The sequence below is a fragment of the Tsukamurella asaccharolytica genome (genome assembly GCF_007858435.1).
GTDB classification, from domain to species: Bacteria; Actinomycetota; Actinomycetes; order Mycobacteriales; family Mycobacteriaceae; genus Tsukamurella; species Tsukamurella asaccharolytica.
In genome coordinates this window covers 246,895-262,632 of sequence record NZ_VIGW01000001.1, presented here as the reverse complement: position 1 = coordinate 262,632, position 15,738 = coordinate 246,895, and the positions used below count along the sequence as shown (strand labels likewise).

The window sequence follows — 15,738 nt, the reverse complement described above, 5'->3', positions numbered from 1 at the left end:
GCATGCCACTCCGCAGCTGTCGGGGGTGTGCGCCACAATGACGAGGTGCTGTTCTCCGAGGTCGTCGCCGTGTCCGCCGAGGTCGCGAGCACGCGCTCGCGCACCGCGAAGATCGCTGCGCTGGCCGCCGTGATCCGTGCCGCCGGGCCCGGGGACGTGCGCCCCGTGGTCGCCTGGCTGTCCGGCGAACTGTTGCAGGGTCGGCTCGGCGCCGGGTGGCGCACCGTCGCGCGCGCCGTCGACGCCCTCGCGCCCGCCGTGGAACCGGTCCTGACGGTGGAGGAGGTCACCGCGGCGCTCGACGAGCTGGCGGTGACCTCGGGCGCGGGCTCTCTCGCCCGACGGGAAGCCGTCCTCACCGGGCTGTTCGGGCGCGCGACCGCGGCGGAGCAGCGGTTCCTCGTCGGGCTCATCACCGGTGAGCTGCGCCAAGGGGCCCTCGCGGGCGTCGTGACCGATGCGGTGGCCCGCGCCGCCGAGGTGCCGCTCGAGACGGTGCGCCGCGCCGCGATGCTGTCCGGCTCCCTGTCCGACACTGCCGCGGCCGCACTGCGCGGCGGTGCCGACGAGCTCGCGGGCTTCGGACTGGAAGTGCTGCGCGGCGTCTCGCCGATGCTCGCCTCGCCGGCGGACGACGTCGATTCCGCGCTGGCCGACCTGGGTCCGGACGTGAGCGTCGAATTCAAGCTCGACGGCGCCCGGATCCAGGTCCACCGGCTCGGCGACGAGGTGCGCATCTACACCCGCACGCTCCGCGACATCACCGCCGCGGTGCCCGAGATCGTCGCGCTGGCACGAGAACTGCCGTGTCGGTCCGTCGTGCTCGACGGGGAGTCGCTCGCCCTCACCGACGCCGGCCGGCCACGGCCCTTCCAGGAGACGATGAGCCGATTCGGGTCGACCGAGTCCGGGGAGACGGTGCTGCGGCCCTACTTCTTCGACTGCCTGCACCTCGACGGCCGCGACCTGCTCGACGAGCCGCTGTCGGTGCGGCTCGACGCGCTCCAGGCGGTGGCGGGTGCGCTGCGCATCCCCGCGCTCGTCCGCCCCACCCCGGACGAGGCCGCGGCCCACTACGCCGCAGCCCTCGCCGCCGGGCACGAGGGCGTCATGGTCAAGGCGCTGGCTTCGCCGTACGCGGCGGGCCGCCGGGGCCGCGCGTGGCAGAAGGTCAAGCAGACCCACACGCTGGACCTGGTGGTGCTGGGCGCCGAGTGGGGCTACGGACGCCGCACCGGCATGTTGTCGAACCTGCACCTCGGCGCCCGCGATCCGGGCGGCGGTGACCCGGTGATGGTGGGTAAGACCTTCAAGGGGCTCACGGACGCGCTCCTGCGCTGGCAGACGGAGGAGTTCCCTCGGCACGAGGCGCACCGGGACGAGCACACCGTGTACCTGCGGCCCGAGATCGTGGTCGAGATCGAGCTCGACGGGGCGCAGGTCTCGCGCCGCTACCCCGGCGGCGTCGCTCTGCGGTTCGCCCGCGTGTTGCGCTACCGCCCGGACAAGACCGCCGCGGAGGCGGACACGATCGACGCGGTGCGGGCGCTACTCCCCGGGTAGCGGCGCGGTGGCGTCGATCCCATCGGCGACCAGGGCGCGCCGGAGCACCTTGAACGACGGGGTTCGCGGCAGCTCGTCCACGACCCGCCAGCGGCGAGGGTACTGCCGCGGGCCGAGGTCCGGCTGCGCGCGGAGGAACGCGGCGATGTCCGCCGGGTCGAGTTCTGCGCCGGGTGCGGGGACGAGCGCCGCCGCCACCTGGTCTCCGACGCGGTCCGGTAGTCCGTAGACCGCGGCCTCCGCGACTGCGGGGTGGCGCAGCAGCGCGCGCTCGATCGGCGCGACGCCCAGGTTCTCCCCACCCACCCGCATCCAGTCGCCGGTGCGCCCGGCGAAGTGGACGAATCCGGCCCGGTCGACGTAGGCCAGGTCGCCCGTGCGGTAGACGCCGCCCTCCGCGCGCGCCGCGTCCGCGCCGGGATCGTTGTAGTAGCCGGAGAACCCGCCGGTTCCGGCGGTGTTCACGAGCTCGCCGACGGCTTCGTCGGCGTTGAGCAGCGTGCCGTCCGGGGCGGTCTCGGCGCGCGGGCACTCGATCGTGGTGCCGGGCCGCCACACGGCGACTCCGTCGGGCAGGGGGCCGAGTGCATCGGGCGGAGTGTCCGGCGTGCGGGCGATCGCGACGCCGTTCTCCGACGATCCGTAGCCGTCTTGAACGTGGCAGCCGAAGCGCCGGGCGAACGCTGCGATGTCGTCGGCGCGGCCCTCGTTGCCGTACAGGACCCGCAGCGGATTGTCCGCGTCGTCGGCCCGCTCCTCGGTGGCGAGGATGTACGACAGGGGCGTGCCGACGTAGTTGGCGTAGGTCGCGCCGTACCGCCGCACGTCGGTGAGGAACTTCGAGGCCGAGAACCGCTCGGCGAGTGCGATGGTCGCGCCGGCGGCCACCGCCACCGACCAGCCGGCGAGGAGCGCGTTGGAGTGGAACAGCGGCATCGCGATGTAGGCGGTGTCGGCGCCGTTGAGCCCGAAGCGCTGCGCCAGCATGGTTCCCGCACCGGCGAACTTCCCGTGGGTGGCCTGCACGGCCTTCGGCTCGCCGCTGGTGCCGGAGGTGAAGACGAGCGCGAGCAGGCTATCGGTGGCCACATCGGCGATCGGCGGCGGGGCGCCTGCGTGCGCCTCGAGGAGCGCGGACCACCGCGGGCCGTCGAGGTCGATGACCGGGACGCCCACGTCGAGGCCGTCGAGGAGCGCGGCGTGCCGGCCCTGCGTGAGGACGACGCCGCAGTCGGCGAGAGCGACGTCCCGCGCGAGCGCCGGACCGCGGCGGGTGGGGTTGAGCCCCACGACGACCGCGCCCGACAGCGCGGCCGCGCCGAGAAGTAGCGAGTACTCGGGGACGTTGTCCGCGAGCACTCCGACGTGCCGGGGAGCGGCCCTCGCTCCGACATCGACACCGACGCCGGCTCCGGCGTCGTCGGGCAGCAGCTCCCGCAGGACGGAAGCCCGGACCGCCGACGCCGCGACGTGCTCCGCCCAGCTCCACGTGCGGTCGCCGGCCCGCAGGCCCGCGCCGGGGTCGTCGGCGCGGGCGAGGAGCAGCTCGGCGACCGTCGGAAGCGGCTGCGAGCGTGCGCCGCTCATCTCACGCGCCGAGGAACCGCGCGCACATCTCGCCGATCATGTACGCCGGCGCGTTCGTGTTGCCGCCCGTGATCGACGGCATGATCGAGGCGTCCGCCACGCGCAGGCCCTCGACGCCGACGACCTTGAGCTCCGGGTCGACGACGGCCCGCTCGTCGGTGCCCATCCGGCACGTGCCCACGGGGTGGTACACCGAGTGCACGCGATTCGGGAGCTCGCGGCGCAGAGCCGTCTCGTCCAGGTAGGCGGCGCCCGGCGTGAACTCCTCGCTGACCTTGCCGCGCACCGCCGGGTGCTGCATGACCTCGCGGATCATGCCGATGCCCTCCATGAGGACCTCGGTGTCCTGCGGTTCGCTGAGGTAGCCGGGATCGATCGACGGTTGGTCCAGCGGGTTCGCGGAGTTCAGGCGCAATTCGCCGCGACTCTGGGGGTAGATCAGCGTGGGCAGGATCGTCAGGCCGGGGCGCGGATCGACCATGTGCAGCTTGTCGGCGTCCTGGTTGGGTACGGGGTAGTTCCACGGGAGACAGTGGATTTGCAAGTCCGGGATGTCCTTGGCGTAGGACGTGCGGACGAACGCGGCCGCGTCGAAGACGGTGCGCGCCATCCACGTCGTGCCGGGCCTGCGGACCTCGGCCGCCAGGCCCTTCGCGAAGTACGCCGGGGTGCCCTTGTTGACCGCGTCCTTCATGAGGAAGGTCATCGGGACGAAAAGATGATCGTGCAGGTTCTGGCCGACGGGCAGATCCGCGGTGACGTGGATCCCCTTCTCCCGCAAATGGGCCGCAGGACCGACCCCCGAGAGCATGAGGATCTGCGGGGTGCCTATGACGCCGGCGGAGACGATGACCTCCTGTTTGGCGCGGATCGTGGTGACGGAGTTCCCGTCGAGCACCTCGACACCCGTGGCGCGGCCGTTCTCGATGACGACGCGCTTGACATGCGCGTTCACGTGTACACGCAGATTGGGTCGGGCCTCCCGCAGGTAGCCTTGCGCGGAGCTGAAGCGAGTGCCGCCCGCGGCGCTCTGCTGAAAGATGCTGACGCCCTCCTGCGACGGGCCGTTGTAGTCCTCGATGATCGGCGTGTTCAGAGTGCCGGACAGGGCGTCCATGTAGGACTTCGTGGCCTCCGTGAGATCGCGCTGGCGGGTCACCTCGATGGGGCCGCCGGTGCCGCGCAGGTCGTTCGCCCCGCCCTCCCAGTTCTCGAGCCGTTTGAACGCGGGCAGCACGCCCTCGTAGTCCCAGCCGGTGGCGCCCTCGGCGGCCCACGAGTCGTAGTTGGCGCGGTTGCCTCGGACGAAGAGCATGCCGTTGATGGAGCTGGAGCCACCGAGGATCTTGCCGCGCGTCATGGGAATCCGGCGGTCGTTGGCGAACTTCTGCGGGACCGACGTCTGCTTCCACGCGACCCGCGACTTCATCTGGGGCACCGTGTGCACCATCGTGATCATGCCGGGCACCTGCGTCATGCGGGTGTTGTCGGCCTTGCCTGCCTCGAGCAGCGCGACCGATGCCCCGGTATCGGCGAGTCGACCCGCCACCACGGAACCCGCACTGCCCGAGCCGATCACGATGTAGTCGACGGACTCGTTCGGCGACAGGGGGGTTGTCGCGGTCTGGTACAGCTTGCGGATCATGCGGGATTCCTTCCGGCGAGGGTTGCGCCGAGGGCGCGGAGGTGGGCCGTCGCGCCGCCGAGCGCGAATTCCGCGCGCTTGGCCGCCACGAAGTAGCGATGGGTGGGGTGATCGGTGTCGATACCGACGCCGCCGTGCACGTGGACAGTGGTGTGCGCCACCCGATGCCCGGCCTCGGCCGCCCAGAACTTGGCGGTGGCGATCTCGGCGGTCGCGTCGAGTCCTTCGGACTCGCGCCACGCGGCTTCGAGTGCGGTGAGGCGCACGGCCTCGACGTCGATGTAGGCGTCCGCCAGGCGTTGCCGCACGGCCTGGAAGCTGCCGATCGGCTTGCCGAACTGCTCGCGAGTGCGGGCGTAATCGGCGGTCAGTTCGAGGGCCCGCTCGGTGATACCGGCCTGCAGCGCGCACCAGCCGATGGTCGCGAGACGGCGGGCGCGGGCGGGCGCGCCTTCGCCGGCGAGCCGGGATTCGCGCGGGAGCTGCACGTCTGTTGCCTCCACGAGTGCGGCGTCGGAGCCGTTCACCACGTGCTGCTGGGTGACGCTGATGCCCTCGGCGTCCTTGGGCAACAGGAACAGTGCGGGCCCCTCCGGCGTGGCGGCCTCGATCAGCAGGGTGTCGGCGAAGGCGGCCGACGAGACCGCGGTCTGGGCGCCGTCGAGCGCCCACCCGTCGTGGGAGCTCGTGGCCGTGAAGCCCGTGTGCTCGTCGCCGAAGACGACTGCGACGGTGTCCTCGCCCCGAAGAACGGGGACAAGCCACTTCTCGATCTGCTCGGGGGTGCCGTACTCGGCGATCGCCTCGGCGCCGACCAGGACCGTGTCCAGGTACGGCGCGGGGGCGACCGTGCGGCCGAGCTCGGTGAGCACCGCGGAATGCGCGGTGATGCCGAGTCCGCCGCCGCCGACCGACGTGGGCAGCGCAGCGTCGAGAACGCCGGAGCGGGCGAGTACTGCCCACAGCTCACGCGAAAAGCCCGAGTCACCGGGACTCGGATTCTTGGCGGACCAGTCCTCCGCGATGCGCCGTGCGAGGGTGGCGAGGTCGGTCTGTGCCTCGGGAACGGTGAAGTCCATGGGTGCCTCCTTCGCTCAGCGGCTCACGGGCAGGTGCAGTCCCGCACCGGCGATCAGGTCGCGTTGGATCTCGTTGGTGCCGCCGCCGAACGTGAGGATCAGCGAGCTGCGATGCAACCGTTCGATCCTTCCCCGCAGAAGCGTGCCCGGCGACGACGACCGGACGATGCCCGCGCTGCCCAGCACCTCCATCAGCAGGCGGTAGCCCTCGGTGGCGTACTCGGTGCCGAAGACCTTGGTGGCGGAGGCGTCGGCGGGGCCGAGCTCACTGTGGTCGGCGGCCCACGCGATCTGCCAGTTCCGCAGTTTGAGGTACTGGGCGTGGGAGTAGACGCGGGCGAGGTGGGTCTGCACCCACTCGGCGTCGATCACGCGCGTGCCGTCGGCCAGCTTGGTGTTCTGCGCCCAGTGCCGGACCTGCCGCTCCGAGTCGAGCAAGGGCGCGGCGGAGGTGAGAGCGACCCGTTCGTGGTTGAGCTGGTTGGTGATGAGCTTCCAGCCGCCATGCAGCTCGCCCACGACTGAGGCCGCGGGCACGCGGACGTCCTGGTAGTAGGTCGCCGACGTTCCGGGTCCCGCGACGGTGTGCACCTTCGTCCAGGAGAAGCCCTCGGCATCGGTGGGGACGACCAGGATCGAGATCCCGCGGTGTCGCTGTGCCTCGGGGTCGGTCCGCGCTGCGAGCCAGACGTAGTCCGCGTACTCGATGAGCGAGGTCCACATCTTCTGGCCGTTGATGACGAAGTCGTCGCCGTCACGGACAGCGCGCGTCCGCAGCGCGGCCAGGTCGGTGCCGGCCTCGGGCTCGGAGTAGCCGATGGAGAAGTGGGTCTCGCCGGCGGCGATGCCCGGCAGCAGCTCCGCCTTCTGCTCCTCGGTACCGCCGGCCATGATCGCGGGGCCCACGGTGTTCACTGTGAGGAAGGGGACGGGCACGCCGGCGACGGCGGCCTCGTCGGTGAAGATCAGCTGATCGAGCATGGGCCGAGCCTGGCCGCCGAACTCCTCGGGCCAGCCGATCGCGAGCCAGCCGTCCTTGCCGAGGGTGCGGGTGATCTCCTTGTACACCTCGCCGTCGCCGTACTCGCCGCCCGGCCCGAGCAGCGCCTCGCGGCGCTCGGGAGTCATCAGCTGGGCGAAGTACGCTCGCAACTCCGCGCGCAGCTCTTGCTGTTCCGGCGCATAGTCGATCCGCATGGCGTCACTGTAGAACAAGTTCTAGAAAAGCGGAACGGAACCGCGCTCTTGGCAGTATTTTCCTGTGGAGAGGGAGCGGAAGCTCCGCAGTGAACAGGTTCTTACCTCGGAGGGTGGCACATGACGCAGGCACAGGTGGCGAACCTGGACGGCAAGGTGGCGATCGTGACCGGCGCGGGGGCCGGCCTGGGGCGCGCCGAGGCGCTGTCGCTCGCGCGCGGCGGCGCCGCGGTCGTGGTCGGTGACGTCTCGCCCGCGGCCGAGGAGGTCGTCGCCCAGATCCGGGCCGACGGTGGCCGGGCCGAACTCGTGCTCGGCGACTCGGGCGACAGTGAGACGGCCGACGCGCTGATGGCCGCGGCCGAGGGGCTGGGTGGCCTGCACATCGTGGTCAACAACGCCGGCTTCTGTCGCGACAAGATGATCTTCTCGATGACCGACGACGAGTTCGACTCCGTCGTTCGGGTGCACCTGCGCGGGCACTTCCTGCTCTCCCGCAACGCGTCGGCGTACTGGCGCGGCGCGGCCAAGGCGTCGGGCGGCGAGGTCTACGGCCGCGTGATCAACACATCCTCGGAGGCGTTCCTCTTCGGCTCCGTCGGGCAACCCAACTACGCGGCCGCGAAGGCGGGCATCGCCGCGCTCACCATCGCCACCGCGCGCGGCCTCGGCCGCTACGGCGTTCGTGCCAATGCGATCTGCCCTCGCGCCCGGACCGCGATGACGGAGGGCGTCTTCGGCGACGCCCCCGACGGTGCCGTCGACCCGCTGTCCGTCGACCATGTGGCGCGCTTCGTGCGCTTCCTCGCCGGACCGGAGGCCGAACGCGTCAACGGGCAGATCTTCGTCGTGCACGGCGGCATGGTGGCGCTCATGGCCCCGCCCTCGCTCGAGCAGCGGTTCGACGCCGAGGGTGGGCAGTGGGACGAGGCCGGGCTCGCCGCCGCGGTCGGGGGCTACTTCGCGGACCGCGACGACCGCATGTTCGTCGCAGCACAGTTGGAAGGATGAGCATGGCGAGCACGACCGGGAGACTCAGTGGAAAGCGGGCGCTCGTCACGGGCGCCGCGCGCGGGCAGGGCGCCGCGGTCGCGCGGCGGTTCGTCGCGGAGGGCGCGCAGGTGCTGCTCGGCGACGTCCTGGATGAGCAGGGCGAGGCGCTCGCCGCCGAGCTCGGAGACGCCGCGGTGTATCGCCACCTCGACGTCACTGCGGAGGACGACTGGTCGGATGCGATCACGGAGGTGCAGGAGCGTTTCGGAGGACTCGACGTGCTGGTGAACAACGCGGGGGTGCTGTTCTTCTCGGCGCTCGAGCAGACCGCCCTCGCCGATTACGAGCGCGTGATCCGGATCAACCAGTTCGGCTGTTTCCTCGGCATGCGGGCCGCCGTGGAGCCGATGAAGGCCGCGGGCGGCGGATCGATCGTCAACACCTCCTCCGTCGAGGGGCTGGGCGGCATGCCGTACTTGACCGCCTACACGGCGAGCAAGTTCGCGATCCGGGGGATGACGAAATCCGCCGCGATGGAGCTCGGGCAGTACGGCATCCGCGTGAACTCGGTGCATCCGGGGATGATCGACACCGCCATGGTGGCCGACGCTCTCGGCGGCAACGAGCCGCCCACCGACTGGCTCAAGCAGCGGCTGCCCATCGGTCGGCAGGGCACCGCGGGCGAGATCGCGGCCCTGGTGCTCTTCGTCGCCTCCGACGAAGCGAGCTACAGCACCGGCGCCGAGTTCGTGGCCGACGGCGGCGCGACCGCGACGCATGCACTGAAACTCTGAATGCTCGGCACGGAAGCGATCCGGCGGGTGGTCGAGGCCTCGCCCTCCGCGGTCGCGGCGCATGACAAGGCTGCCTGGACCGCACTGTTCGCCCCCGGCGGAGCCGTCCACGACCCGGTGGGGCCGCCCCCGCAGACGAACCCGGCGGCGATCGCACGGTTCTACGACATGTTCATCGCCCCCAACCGGATCGTCTTCGAGGTCGACCACGATCTGATCCTCCCGGGTGAGCGAGAGGGCCTGATGATCCGTGACCTCACGGTGCACACGACGATGAGCACGGGCGTCACGCTGCACATCCCGATGCACCTGCGGTACACCGTGACCGACGGTCCGGACGGCGCCGCCATCACCGGGCTCTACGCGCACTGGGAACTGCGCGGGATGATCGCGGCGCTCCTGTTCTCGGGTCCCCGCGGCCTTGCCGCGGGGGCACTGCTCGGGCCCCGGCTGTTCCGCACCCTCGGCCCGCGTGCCGCGCTGGGCTTCCTGGGCGGGGTGCGCGGCGTCGGCGGCCGGGGTCGTCGAAGGGCAGCCGACCTGCTGCACCTGCGCGGCCTGCAGGTGGGCAAGGTGCTCGCCTCGGGGCGGACCGTCACCGCCACGGTGTACGACGGTGACCGCCGCGGCCTCGCCGTCGTCGATTTCAGCGGCACCGAACCGGCACTCGCCCTCCACCTCCCCGATTGAACGACGTTTTGGAGAACGTGACCTGCGGAAACGCTCTCCAGAACGTCGTTCAATTGCGGGGGGTGACGCGGGAGAGGGTGAGGGCGGCGGCGCGGACGGCGGGTGCGACGCGCTCCGGGTGCATGCGGTTACTCCATCCGGCGACGGAGATGGCGGCGACGGGGGCACCGTCGGCGTCGAGGATCGGGCAGGCGACGCAGACGGTGCCGTTGCCGGACTCCTCGCGCTCGTAGGCCACACCTTCGTCATGGATCCGCTGCAGTTGCCGGCGCAGGATCGCGGGCGAGGTGATGGTGCGGGTGCTCAGCCGGGGCAGTCCCGTGGCGATCACGCCGTCGACGATGGCATCGTCCGCGTACGCGAGGATCGCCTTGCCCACGCCCGTGGCGTGGGCCGGCATCCGGCCGCCAACCCGCGACGGCAGATCCGGCGCGTCCGGCCCGGGTAGGACCTCGAAGTAGACCACCTCCGTGCCCTCGAGACGAGCGAGGTGGACGGTGTTGCGGGTGGCCGAGCGGAGGTCGGCGAGCACCGGCCGCGCAGCGTCGACGAGGTCACGATGGCCCGTCGCGAGCTGGCCGATCTCGAAGAGGCGCAGGCCGAGCCGGAGCGCGCTACCGGATCGTTCGAGGAGCCCCGCGGCAACGAGGTGCCCGGTGAGTCGGTGCACCGTCGACTTGGGCAGGCCCGTGCGTCGCGCCAGCTCGGACACCCCGAGCCCGCCGTCGCCGGGCCGATAGGCCGACAGCAGCGAGGAGATCCGGTCGACGGTGGCGCCGTCGTTCCGCTCAGCGGGACACATGTCCCCAGTGTGCCAGCCCGGGCAGGCAGTCGGACGGCGTCGGTCGCTGGGGTGACGAACAGGCCCGCATCGTCGACGGTCGAAGAGATCGAAGTGCGTCCCAGATCGAACCGTGTCCCGCTCAGCGGAACACGGTCGTGGACGTGCCGGCGTGCTGCGACCGACGATGACGGTATGACGGAGAAAGTGACTGCGGCCATCGTCGGGCCCGGCAATATCGGCACGGACCTGCTGGCCAAACTGCGACGGAGCGAGCATGTGGACGTGCGCTACATGGTGGGCGTCGACCCCGAATCGGACGGCCTCAAGCGCGCCGCCGAGCTCGGGCTGGAGACCTCGGCGGAGGGAGTGGACTGGCTGCTCGCCCGGCCGGAGCCGCCGCGGCTCGTGTTCGAGGCCACGTCCGCGAAGGCGCACCGCGCCAACGCTCCCCGGTACGCGGACGCGGGCATCGTCGCGGTCGACCTCACCCCTGCGGCCGTGGGACCCCTGGCCTGCCCGGTGGTGAACCTCGAGTCCCAGTTGGACGCCCCCAACGTCAACATGATCACCTGCGGCGGGCAGGCGACGATCCCGATCGTGCACGCCGTCAGCCGCATCACACCGGTCAGCTACGCGGAGATCGTCGCATCGGTGTCGTCTCGCTCCGCCGGGCCCGGCACGCGCGCCAACATCGACGAGTTCACCGAGACCACCGCACGCGCGATCGAGGAGGTCGGCGGCGCGGCCAAGGGCAAGGCGATCATCATCATCAATCCGGTTGAGCCTCCGATGATCATGCGCGACACGGTGTTCTGCGCGATCGATCCGGACGCCGACCGGGAAGCCGTCACCGCCTCGATCGAACAGATGGTGGCGGATGTCCAGGTGTACGTCCCGGGCTACACGCTCACGGCGCCGCCGCAGTACGACGAGCCCCGGCCCGGCTGGGAGGGCAAGGCGCGCGTCGCGGTCTTCCTGGAGGTCGCGGGTAACGGCGACTACCTGCCCACGTACGCGGGCAACCTCGACATCATGACCGCCGCGGCCGCGCGGGCGGGCGAGCTGCTGGCGCAGCGCATCCTGGACGGAGTGAAGGCATGACCGGCATCAACGGCGACCTGTGGAGCGATCCCAACCGCGATGTGCGCATCGTCGACACGTCGCTGCGCGACGGCAGCCACGCAATGGCGCACCAGTTCACCGAGCAGAACGTACGGGACACGGTGCGTGCACTCGACGATGCGGGCGTCTCGCTCATCGAGGTGACCCACGGCGACGGCCTCGGCGGCAGCACCTTCAACTACGGCTTCTCGCTGGTCGACGAGCGCAAGCTCATCGCCGCCGCCGTTGACGAGGCGCAGCAGGCGAAGATCGCCGTGCTCATGCTCCCGGGCCTCGGCACCGTCGAGGACATCCGCGTGGCGGCCGACCTCGGCGCCGGCGCGCTGCGCATCGCGACCCACTGCACCGAGGCGGACGTCTCGATCCAGCACTTCGGTGCCGCAAGGAAACTCGGGCTGGAGACCGTCGGCTTCCTCATGCTCTCGCACATGTCCACGCCCGAGGCGCTGGCGAAGCAGGCGCGGATCATGGCCGACGCCGGCTGCCAGTGCGTCTACGTCGTCGACTCCGCGGGAGCGCTGATCCTCGAGGACGCTGGCGACCGCGTCGCCGCACTGGTCGCGGAGCTGGGGGAGGACGCACAGGTGGGCTACCACGGGCATCAGAACCTCAGCTTCGGCGTGGCCAACTCGGTGCTGGCGTACCGCGCGGGCGCGAAGCAGATCGACGGTTCGCTGCTGGCGCTCGGTGCCGGCGCGGGCAATTCGCCGACCGAGGTGCTTTCGGCAGCCTTCGAGAAGTTGGGCGTGCGCACCGGCACCGACAAGGACGCGCTCATGGCCGCCGCGGAGGACGTGGTGAAGCCGTACATCACCCGGCTGCCGGTCATGGACCGCAGTTCGATCGTCCAGGGCGCCGCGGGCGTGTACTCCAGCTTCCTGCTGCACGCGGAGCGCGCGGCGGAGCGCTACGGAGTCCCCGCGTACGAGATCCTCTACGAGTGCGGCCGCCGCGGCTACGTGGGCGGTCAGGAGGACATGATCATCGCCATCGCCGTGGAGATGTCCGCAGCCCAGAAGGTCTGACGGGCGGCCCGACGGTGCCCGCGCGGGAACGTCGGGCCACTACCCCTGACTTAACAGCGTTAGCCCATACCGAACCCGCAGGTGACGGCATGGGCTAACGCTGTTAAGTCGGCGGTGGGTCAGTGCTCGATGCGAATGGCCTGTGTGGGGCACTGGCTGGCCGCGTACTCGATGTCCTCGCGGTCGGCGTCGGTGAGGCCCTCGTCGGTGGCCTCGGCGAATCCTTCGTCATTGACCTCGAAGACGTCCGGGCGAATGCCCTCGCAGACGCCGAATCCGGTGCACGCATCGCCGATGATGATCTTCATGTTCTTCTCCGTTCGGGGGGCGGTCAGGGTGCGAGGACGGCCGTCACGGAGCCCAGCGGGCCCATGTCGGCGACGACGATGTCTCCGGCGCGGACCGGCTCGGCGCGCGTCATTGAGCCGGGCAGCACGACGTGGCCGGGCTCGAGGGCGGTGCCGAGCGGGCCGACGGTGTTCGCGAGCCAGACGAGGGCGTTGATGGGCGAGCCGAGCACGGCGCCGCCCGACCCCGTGCCTACCTGCTCGCCGCCGATGCGGAAGGTGCAGCCGACGGTCCGCAGGTCGACGTCGGTCAGGCGGGTGGGCCTGCTGCCCAGGACCACGCCGCCGGACGAGGCGTTGTCGGCCACGGTGTCGACGATCGAGATGTTCCAGTCCTTGATCCGCGAGTCGACGACCTCGAGCGCCGGGACTACGAAGTCGACGGCGCGGATCGCGTCGGCGACGGTGACGCCCGGGCCACGGAGCTCGCGGCCGAGGACGAAGGCGATCTCGGGTTCGATCCGCGGCTGCATCCACGACGAGGCGTCGATCGGCAGTTGTTCAAGGTGGAACATCGATGCGGTGAGATGGCCGAAATCGGGCTCGTAGACGTTCATCTGACGCTGCATCGCGAGTGAGGCGAGGCCCACCTTGTGGCCCTTCACGACGTCGCCCGAGGCTTCCCAGCGGCGGACCTGCTCCTGCTGGATCCGGTACGCGTCGGTGATCGTGGCTTCGGGGAACGTGCCGATCAACGGGTCGATCGGCGCGCACGCGGCATAGGCGCCCAGCAGGGCGTCGGCGGCGGAGGAGACAGCGGAATCGTCCATGCACGAATACTAGAACACGTTTCAGTCGTACGGTGTGAAACGAGGTCAGGAGCGGGGCAGGCCGAGCAGCTGCTCCGCCGCGACGTTCCGGAGGATCTGCGAGGTCCCGCCCGCGATGGACAGACACCGGCTGAGCAGGAACTCGTATCGGGCGTCGGCCGGATCCTCAGGGCCGGCGACGGCGCCGTCGGCTCCGAGACGCCGGAGGCAGGCCTCGGCGACCGCCTGGCGGTGTTGCACCCCGACGAGCTTGCGCACGCTCGACGCCGCGCCCGGATCCTGCCCGCCGACGCTCGCGATGACGGCGCGCAGATCGAGCAGCGTGCACGACGCCGCATCGACGACGAGTTCCCCGAGCGCTGCCAGGTCGGGTTCCGGCCCGGGGTCGGCGAGCAGTCCCTCGAGGCGAGCTCCGAGGCCGGCGCCGCTCATCGCGACCCGTTCGTTCGCAAGGGTCGTGCGGGCCAGACGCCAGCCGCCGTTGATCGTGCCCACGACGCAGTCGTCGGGCACGAAGACGCTCTCGAGGAAGACCTCGTTGAACCGCACGTCGCCGGTGATCTCCCGGAGCGGCCGCACGTCGATGCCGTCGGAGAGCATGTCGACGAGAAAGTAGGTGATGCCCTTGTGTTTCGGTGCGTCCGGGTCCGTGCGCGCAAGGCAGATCGCCCAGTCCGCCTCGTGCGCGAGGGAGGTCCACACCTTTTGTCCGGTGAGTGACCACCCGCCCTCGACGCGCGTCGCCTTCGTCCGTAGCGAGGCCAGGTCGGATCCCGCCTCGGGTTCGCTGAAGAGCTGGCACCAGCTGATCTCCCCGAGCAGCGTCGGCCAAACGAACCGCTCGGCCTGCTCCGGGGTCCCGTGCTCCAGGATCGTCGGCGCGGCCCAGGCGCCGATCACCAGCGTCGGGCGTTCGACGCCCGCCGCCTCCAGTGCGCCGTCGAGAACGAGCTGCTCCGCGGGCCCGGCGCCCCGGCCGTACGGCGGATCCCAGTGCGGCACCAAAAGCCCGGATTCGGCGAGGGTACGGCGCTGCTCGTCCGCGCCCATGGCGGCGATGCGCTCGGCCTCCGCAGAGGCGGCGCGGTGATCGCCCTCGACCTCGTAGTCGAGGCCACGGCGTACACCGGAGATGGCGAGTTCCGCGGCGCGCGTGCGCCATCCGGGAGTGTCTCCGAGCAGGAGGCGCAGCGCGGTCGCGCGCCGCAGGTACAGGTGCGCGTCGTGTTCGAAGGTGAAGCCGATGCCGCCGAGGACCTGGATCGCGTCCTTCGCGTTCTGCACGGCGGCGTCGAGGGCGCCCGCCGCGGCGACCGCCGCGGCCAGGTGGTGCTCGGTCCCGGCGCCGACCGACCGTGCCGCGTCCCAGGCCAACGCCGCGGATTGCTCGGCACGGCACAGCATGTCGGCGACGATCTGCTTGATCGCCTGGAAGGCGCCGATCGGCCGACCGAACTGGACCCGCACCTTCGAATACTCGGCCGCAGTACGCAGCGCCCACGAGGCGATGCCGGCGGCCTCGGCGGCGGCGAAGGCCGCGAGCGCCGCGCGGGCGTCGGCGGCGGTGAGCGAGGGGATCTCGGTGGCCGCGTCGAACTCGGGGCCGTCCAAGTGGATCCGGCCCAGGGGACGCGAGGCGTCCAGGCCGGGCAGCGGCTCGACGGTGACGCCCGCGTGCCCCGGCGGGAGCAGGTGCCAGGCGCCGGAGGGGGACTCGACCAACAGGTGCGACTGCGGGGTGGCGTCCGGCGCGAGCGAGCCGTCGCCGTCCACCACGAGCGCGGCGCGCGTCTCCCCGGCGGCGAGCTCCGCACGCACCGTGCCGAGCCGGTCCGTACCGCCGAGGTAGCGCTCGAGCAGCACGCCCACCGCGACCGTGCCCGCGATGGGGCCGGGCGCGAGGACCGCGGCGGCGGCCTCGACTGCGGCGGCTGCGTCGTCGGCACTGCCGCCGAACCCGCCGAGGTCCTCGCTCAGTGTGATACCGAAGACACCGATGTCGGCCAGTCCGCGCCAAGCCTTCTCGACGGCGCCGGAGTCGCCGGAGCGGACGGCGTCGATCGGGTGGGCGCGCTCCGCCCAGTCGTGGATCGACTCGGCGAGTGCGGTCTGGACATCGGTGATCGCGAGGGCCACGATTCT

General features: G+C 71.3%; 14 protein-coding genes. 6 read left to right on the top strand and 8 right to left on the bottom strand.

Annotation, left to right across the window (positions count from 1 at the left end; genetic code table 11):
* The first annotated feature begins 45 nt into the window (after positions 1-45).
* On the top strand, positions 46-1,563 hold the full coding sequence (locus FK529_RS01230; RefSeq protein ID WP_146559495.1) for an ATP-dependent DNA ligase: 1,518 nt from the start codon (positions 46-48) through the stop codon (positions 1,561-1,563).
* Here the strand turns inward: FK529_RS01230 and FK529_RS01225 are convergent.
* Genes FK529_RS01225 through FK529_RS01210 form a run of 4 tightly spaced genes read right to left on the bottom strand, consistent with a single transcriptional unit; the run spans position 1,549 to position 7,071 of the window.
* Entirely contained in the window at positions 1,549-3,150 is a 1,602-nt protein-coding gene (locus FK529_RS01225) for an AMP-binding protein (protein ID WP_146558815.1), read from the bottom strand. The genes FK529_RS01230 and FK529_RS01225 overlap by 15 nt on opposite strands.
* A 1-nt stretch (position 3,151) precedes the next feature.
* Positions 3,152-4,795: a GMC family oxidoreductase gene (locus FK529_RS01220; protein WP_146558813.1), complete on the bottom strand. Its 1,644-nt coding sequence runs from the start codon at positions 4,793-4,795 to the stop codon at positions 3,152-3,154.
* Positions 4,792-5,874, bottom strand: coding sequence for an acyl-CoA dehydrogenase family protein (locus tag FK529_RS01215; RefSeq protein ID WP_146558811.1), 1,083 nt, complete (start codon positions 5,872-5,874; stop codon positions 4,792-4,794). The genes FK529_RS01220 and FK529_RS01215 overlap by 4 nt, the downstream gene beginning before the upstream one ends.
* Before the next feature lie 15 nt (positions 5,875-5,889).
* Positions 5,890-7,071, bottom strand: coding sequence for an acyl-CoA dehydrogenase family protein (locus tag FK529_RS01210; RefSeq protein ID WP_146558809.1), 1,182 nt, complete (start codon positions 7,069-7,071; stop codon positions 5,890-5,892).
* Positions 7,072-7,191: 120 nt separating this feature from the next.
* Here FK529_RS01210 and FK529_RS01205 point away from each other — a divergent pair, with 120 nt between their 5' ends.
* From FK529_RS01205 to FK529_RS01195, 3 genes are read left to right on the top strand one after another with little or no spacing between them, the layout of a single operon-like run.
* A complete protein-coding gene (locus tag FK529_RS01205; RefSeq protein WP_146558807.1) occupies positions 7,192-8,082 on the top strand; it encodes a 3-oxoacyl-ACP reductase in 891 nt (296 codons plus the stop codon).
* 2 nt (positions 8,083-8,084) lie between these two features.
* A complete protein-coding gene (locus tag FK529_RS01200; RefSeq protein ID WP_146558805.1) occupies positions 8,085-8,858 on the top strand; it encodes a glucose 1-dehydrogenase in 774 nt (257 codons plus the stop codon).
* On the top strand, positions 8,859-9,548 hold the full coding sequence (locus tag FK529_RS01195; RefSeq protein ID WP_146558803.1) for a nuclear transport factor 2 family protein: 690 nt from the start codon (positions 8,859-8,861) through the stop codon (positions 9,546-9,548).
* 49 nt (positions 9,549-9,597) lie between these two features.
* Here the strand turns inward: FK529_RS01195 and FK529_RS01190 are convergent, their stop codons facing one another.
* Complete coding sequence (locus FK529_RS01190; protein ID WP_146558800.1) at positions 9,598-10,350, bottom strand: IclR family transcriptional regulator; 753 nt, start codon at positions 10,348-10,350, stop codon at positions 9,598-9,600.
* 174 nt (positions 10,351-10,524) lie between these two features.
* Here FK529_RS01190 and FK529_RS01185 point away from each other — a divergent pair, with 174 nt between their 5' ends.
* Both FK529_RS01185 and dmpG read left to right on the top strand, forming a co-directional pair.
* A complete protein-coding gene (locus tag FK529_RS01185; protein ID WP_146558798.1) occupies positions 10,525-11,433 on the top strand; it encodes an acetaldehyde dehydrogenase (acetylating) in 909 nt (302 codons plus the stop codon).
* Positions 11,430-12,479 (top strand): 4-hydroxy-2-oxovalerate aldolase, encoded by a 1,050-nt coding sequence (gene dmpG, locus FK529_RS01180; RefSeq protein ID WP_146558796.1) that lies wholly within the window; start codon positions 11,430-11,432, stop codon positions 12,477-12,479. Before FK529_RS01185 ends, dmpG begins: the two co-directional genes overlap by 4 nt.
* Before the next feature lie 119 nt (positions 12,480-12,598).
* Here dmpG and FK529_RS01175 read toward each other — a convergent pair whose 3' ends face one another.
* Genes FK529_RS01175 through FK529_RS01165 form a run of 3 tightly spaced genes read right to left on the bottom strand, consistent with a single transcriptional unit; the run spans position 12,599 to position 15,732 of the window.
* Positions 12,599-12,787, bottom strand: a complete 189-nt coding sequence (locus FK529_RS01175) for a ferredoxin (protein WP_146558794.1) — start codon at positions 12,785-12,787, stop codon at positions 12,599-12,601.
* Between the two features lie 23 nt (positions 12,788-12,810).
* The gene (locus tag FK529_RS01170; protein ID WP_146558792.1) at positions 12,811-13,596 is read right to left on the bottom strand and encodes a 2-keto-4-pentenoate hydratase; all 786 of its coding nucleotides are present in this window, start codon (positions 13,594-13,596) and stop codon (positions 12,811-12,813) included.
* A 45-nt stretch (positions 13,597-13,641) separates the two neighbouring features.
* Complete coding sequence (locus tag FK529_RS01165) at positions 13,642-15,732, bottom strand: acyl-CoA dehydrogenase family protein (protein WP_146558790.1); 2,091 nt, start codon at positions 15,730-15,732, stop codon at positions 13,642-13,644.
* Positions 15,733-15,738: the final 6 nt, after the last annotated feature.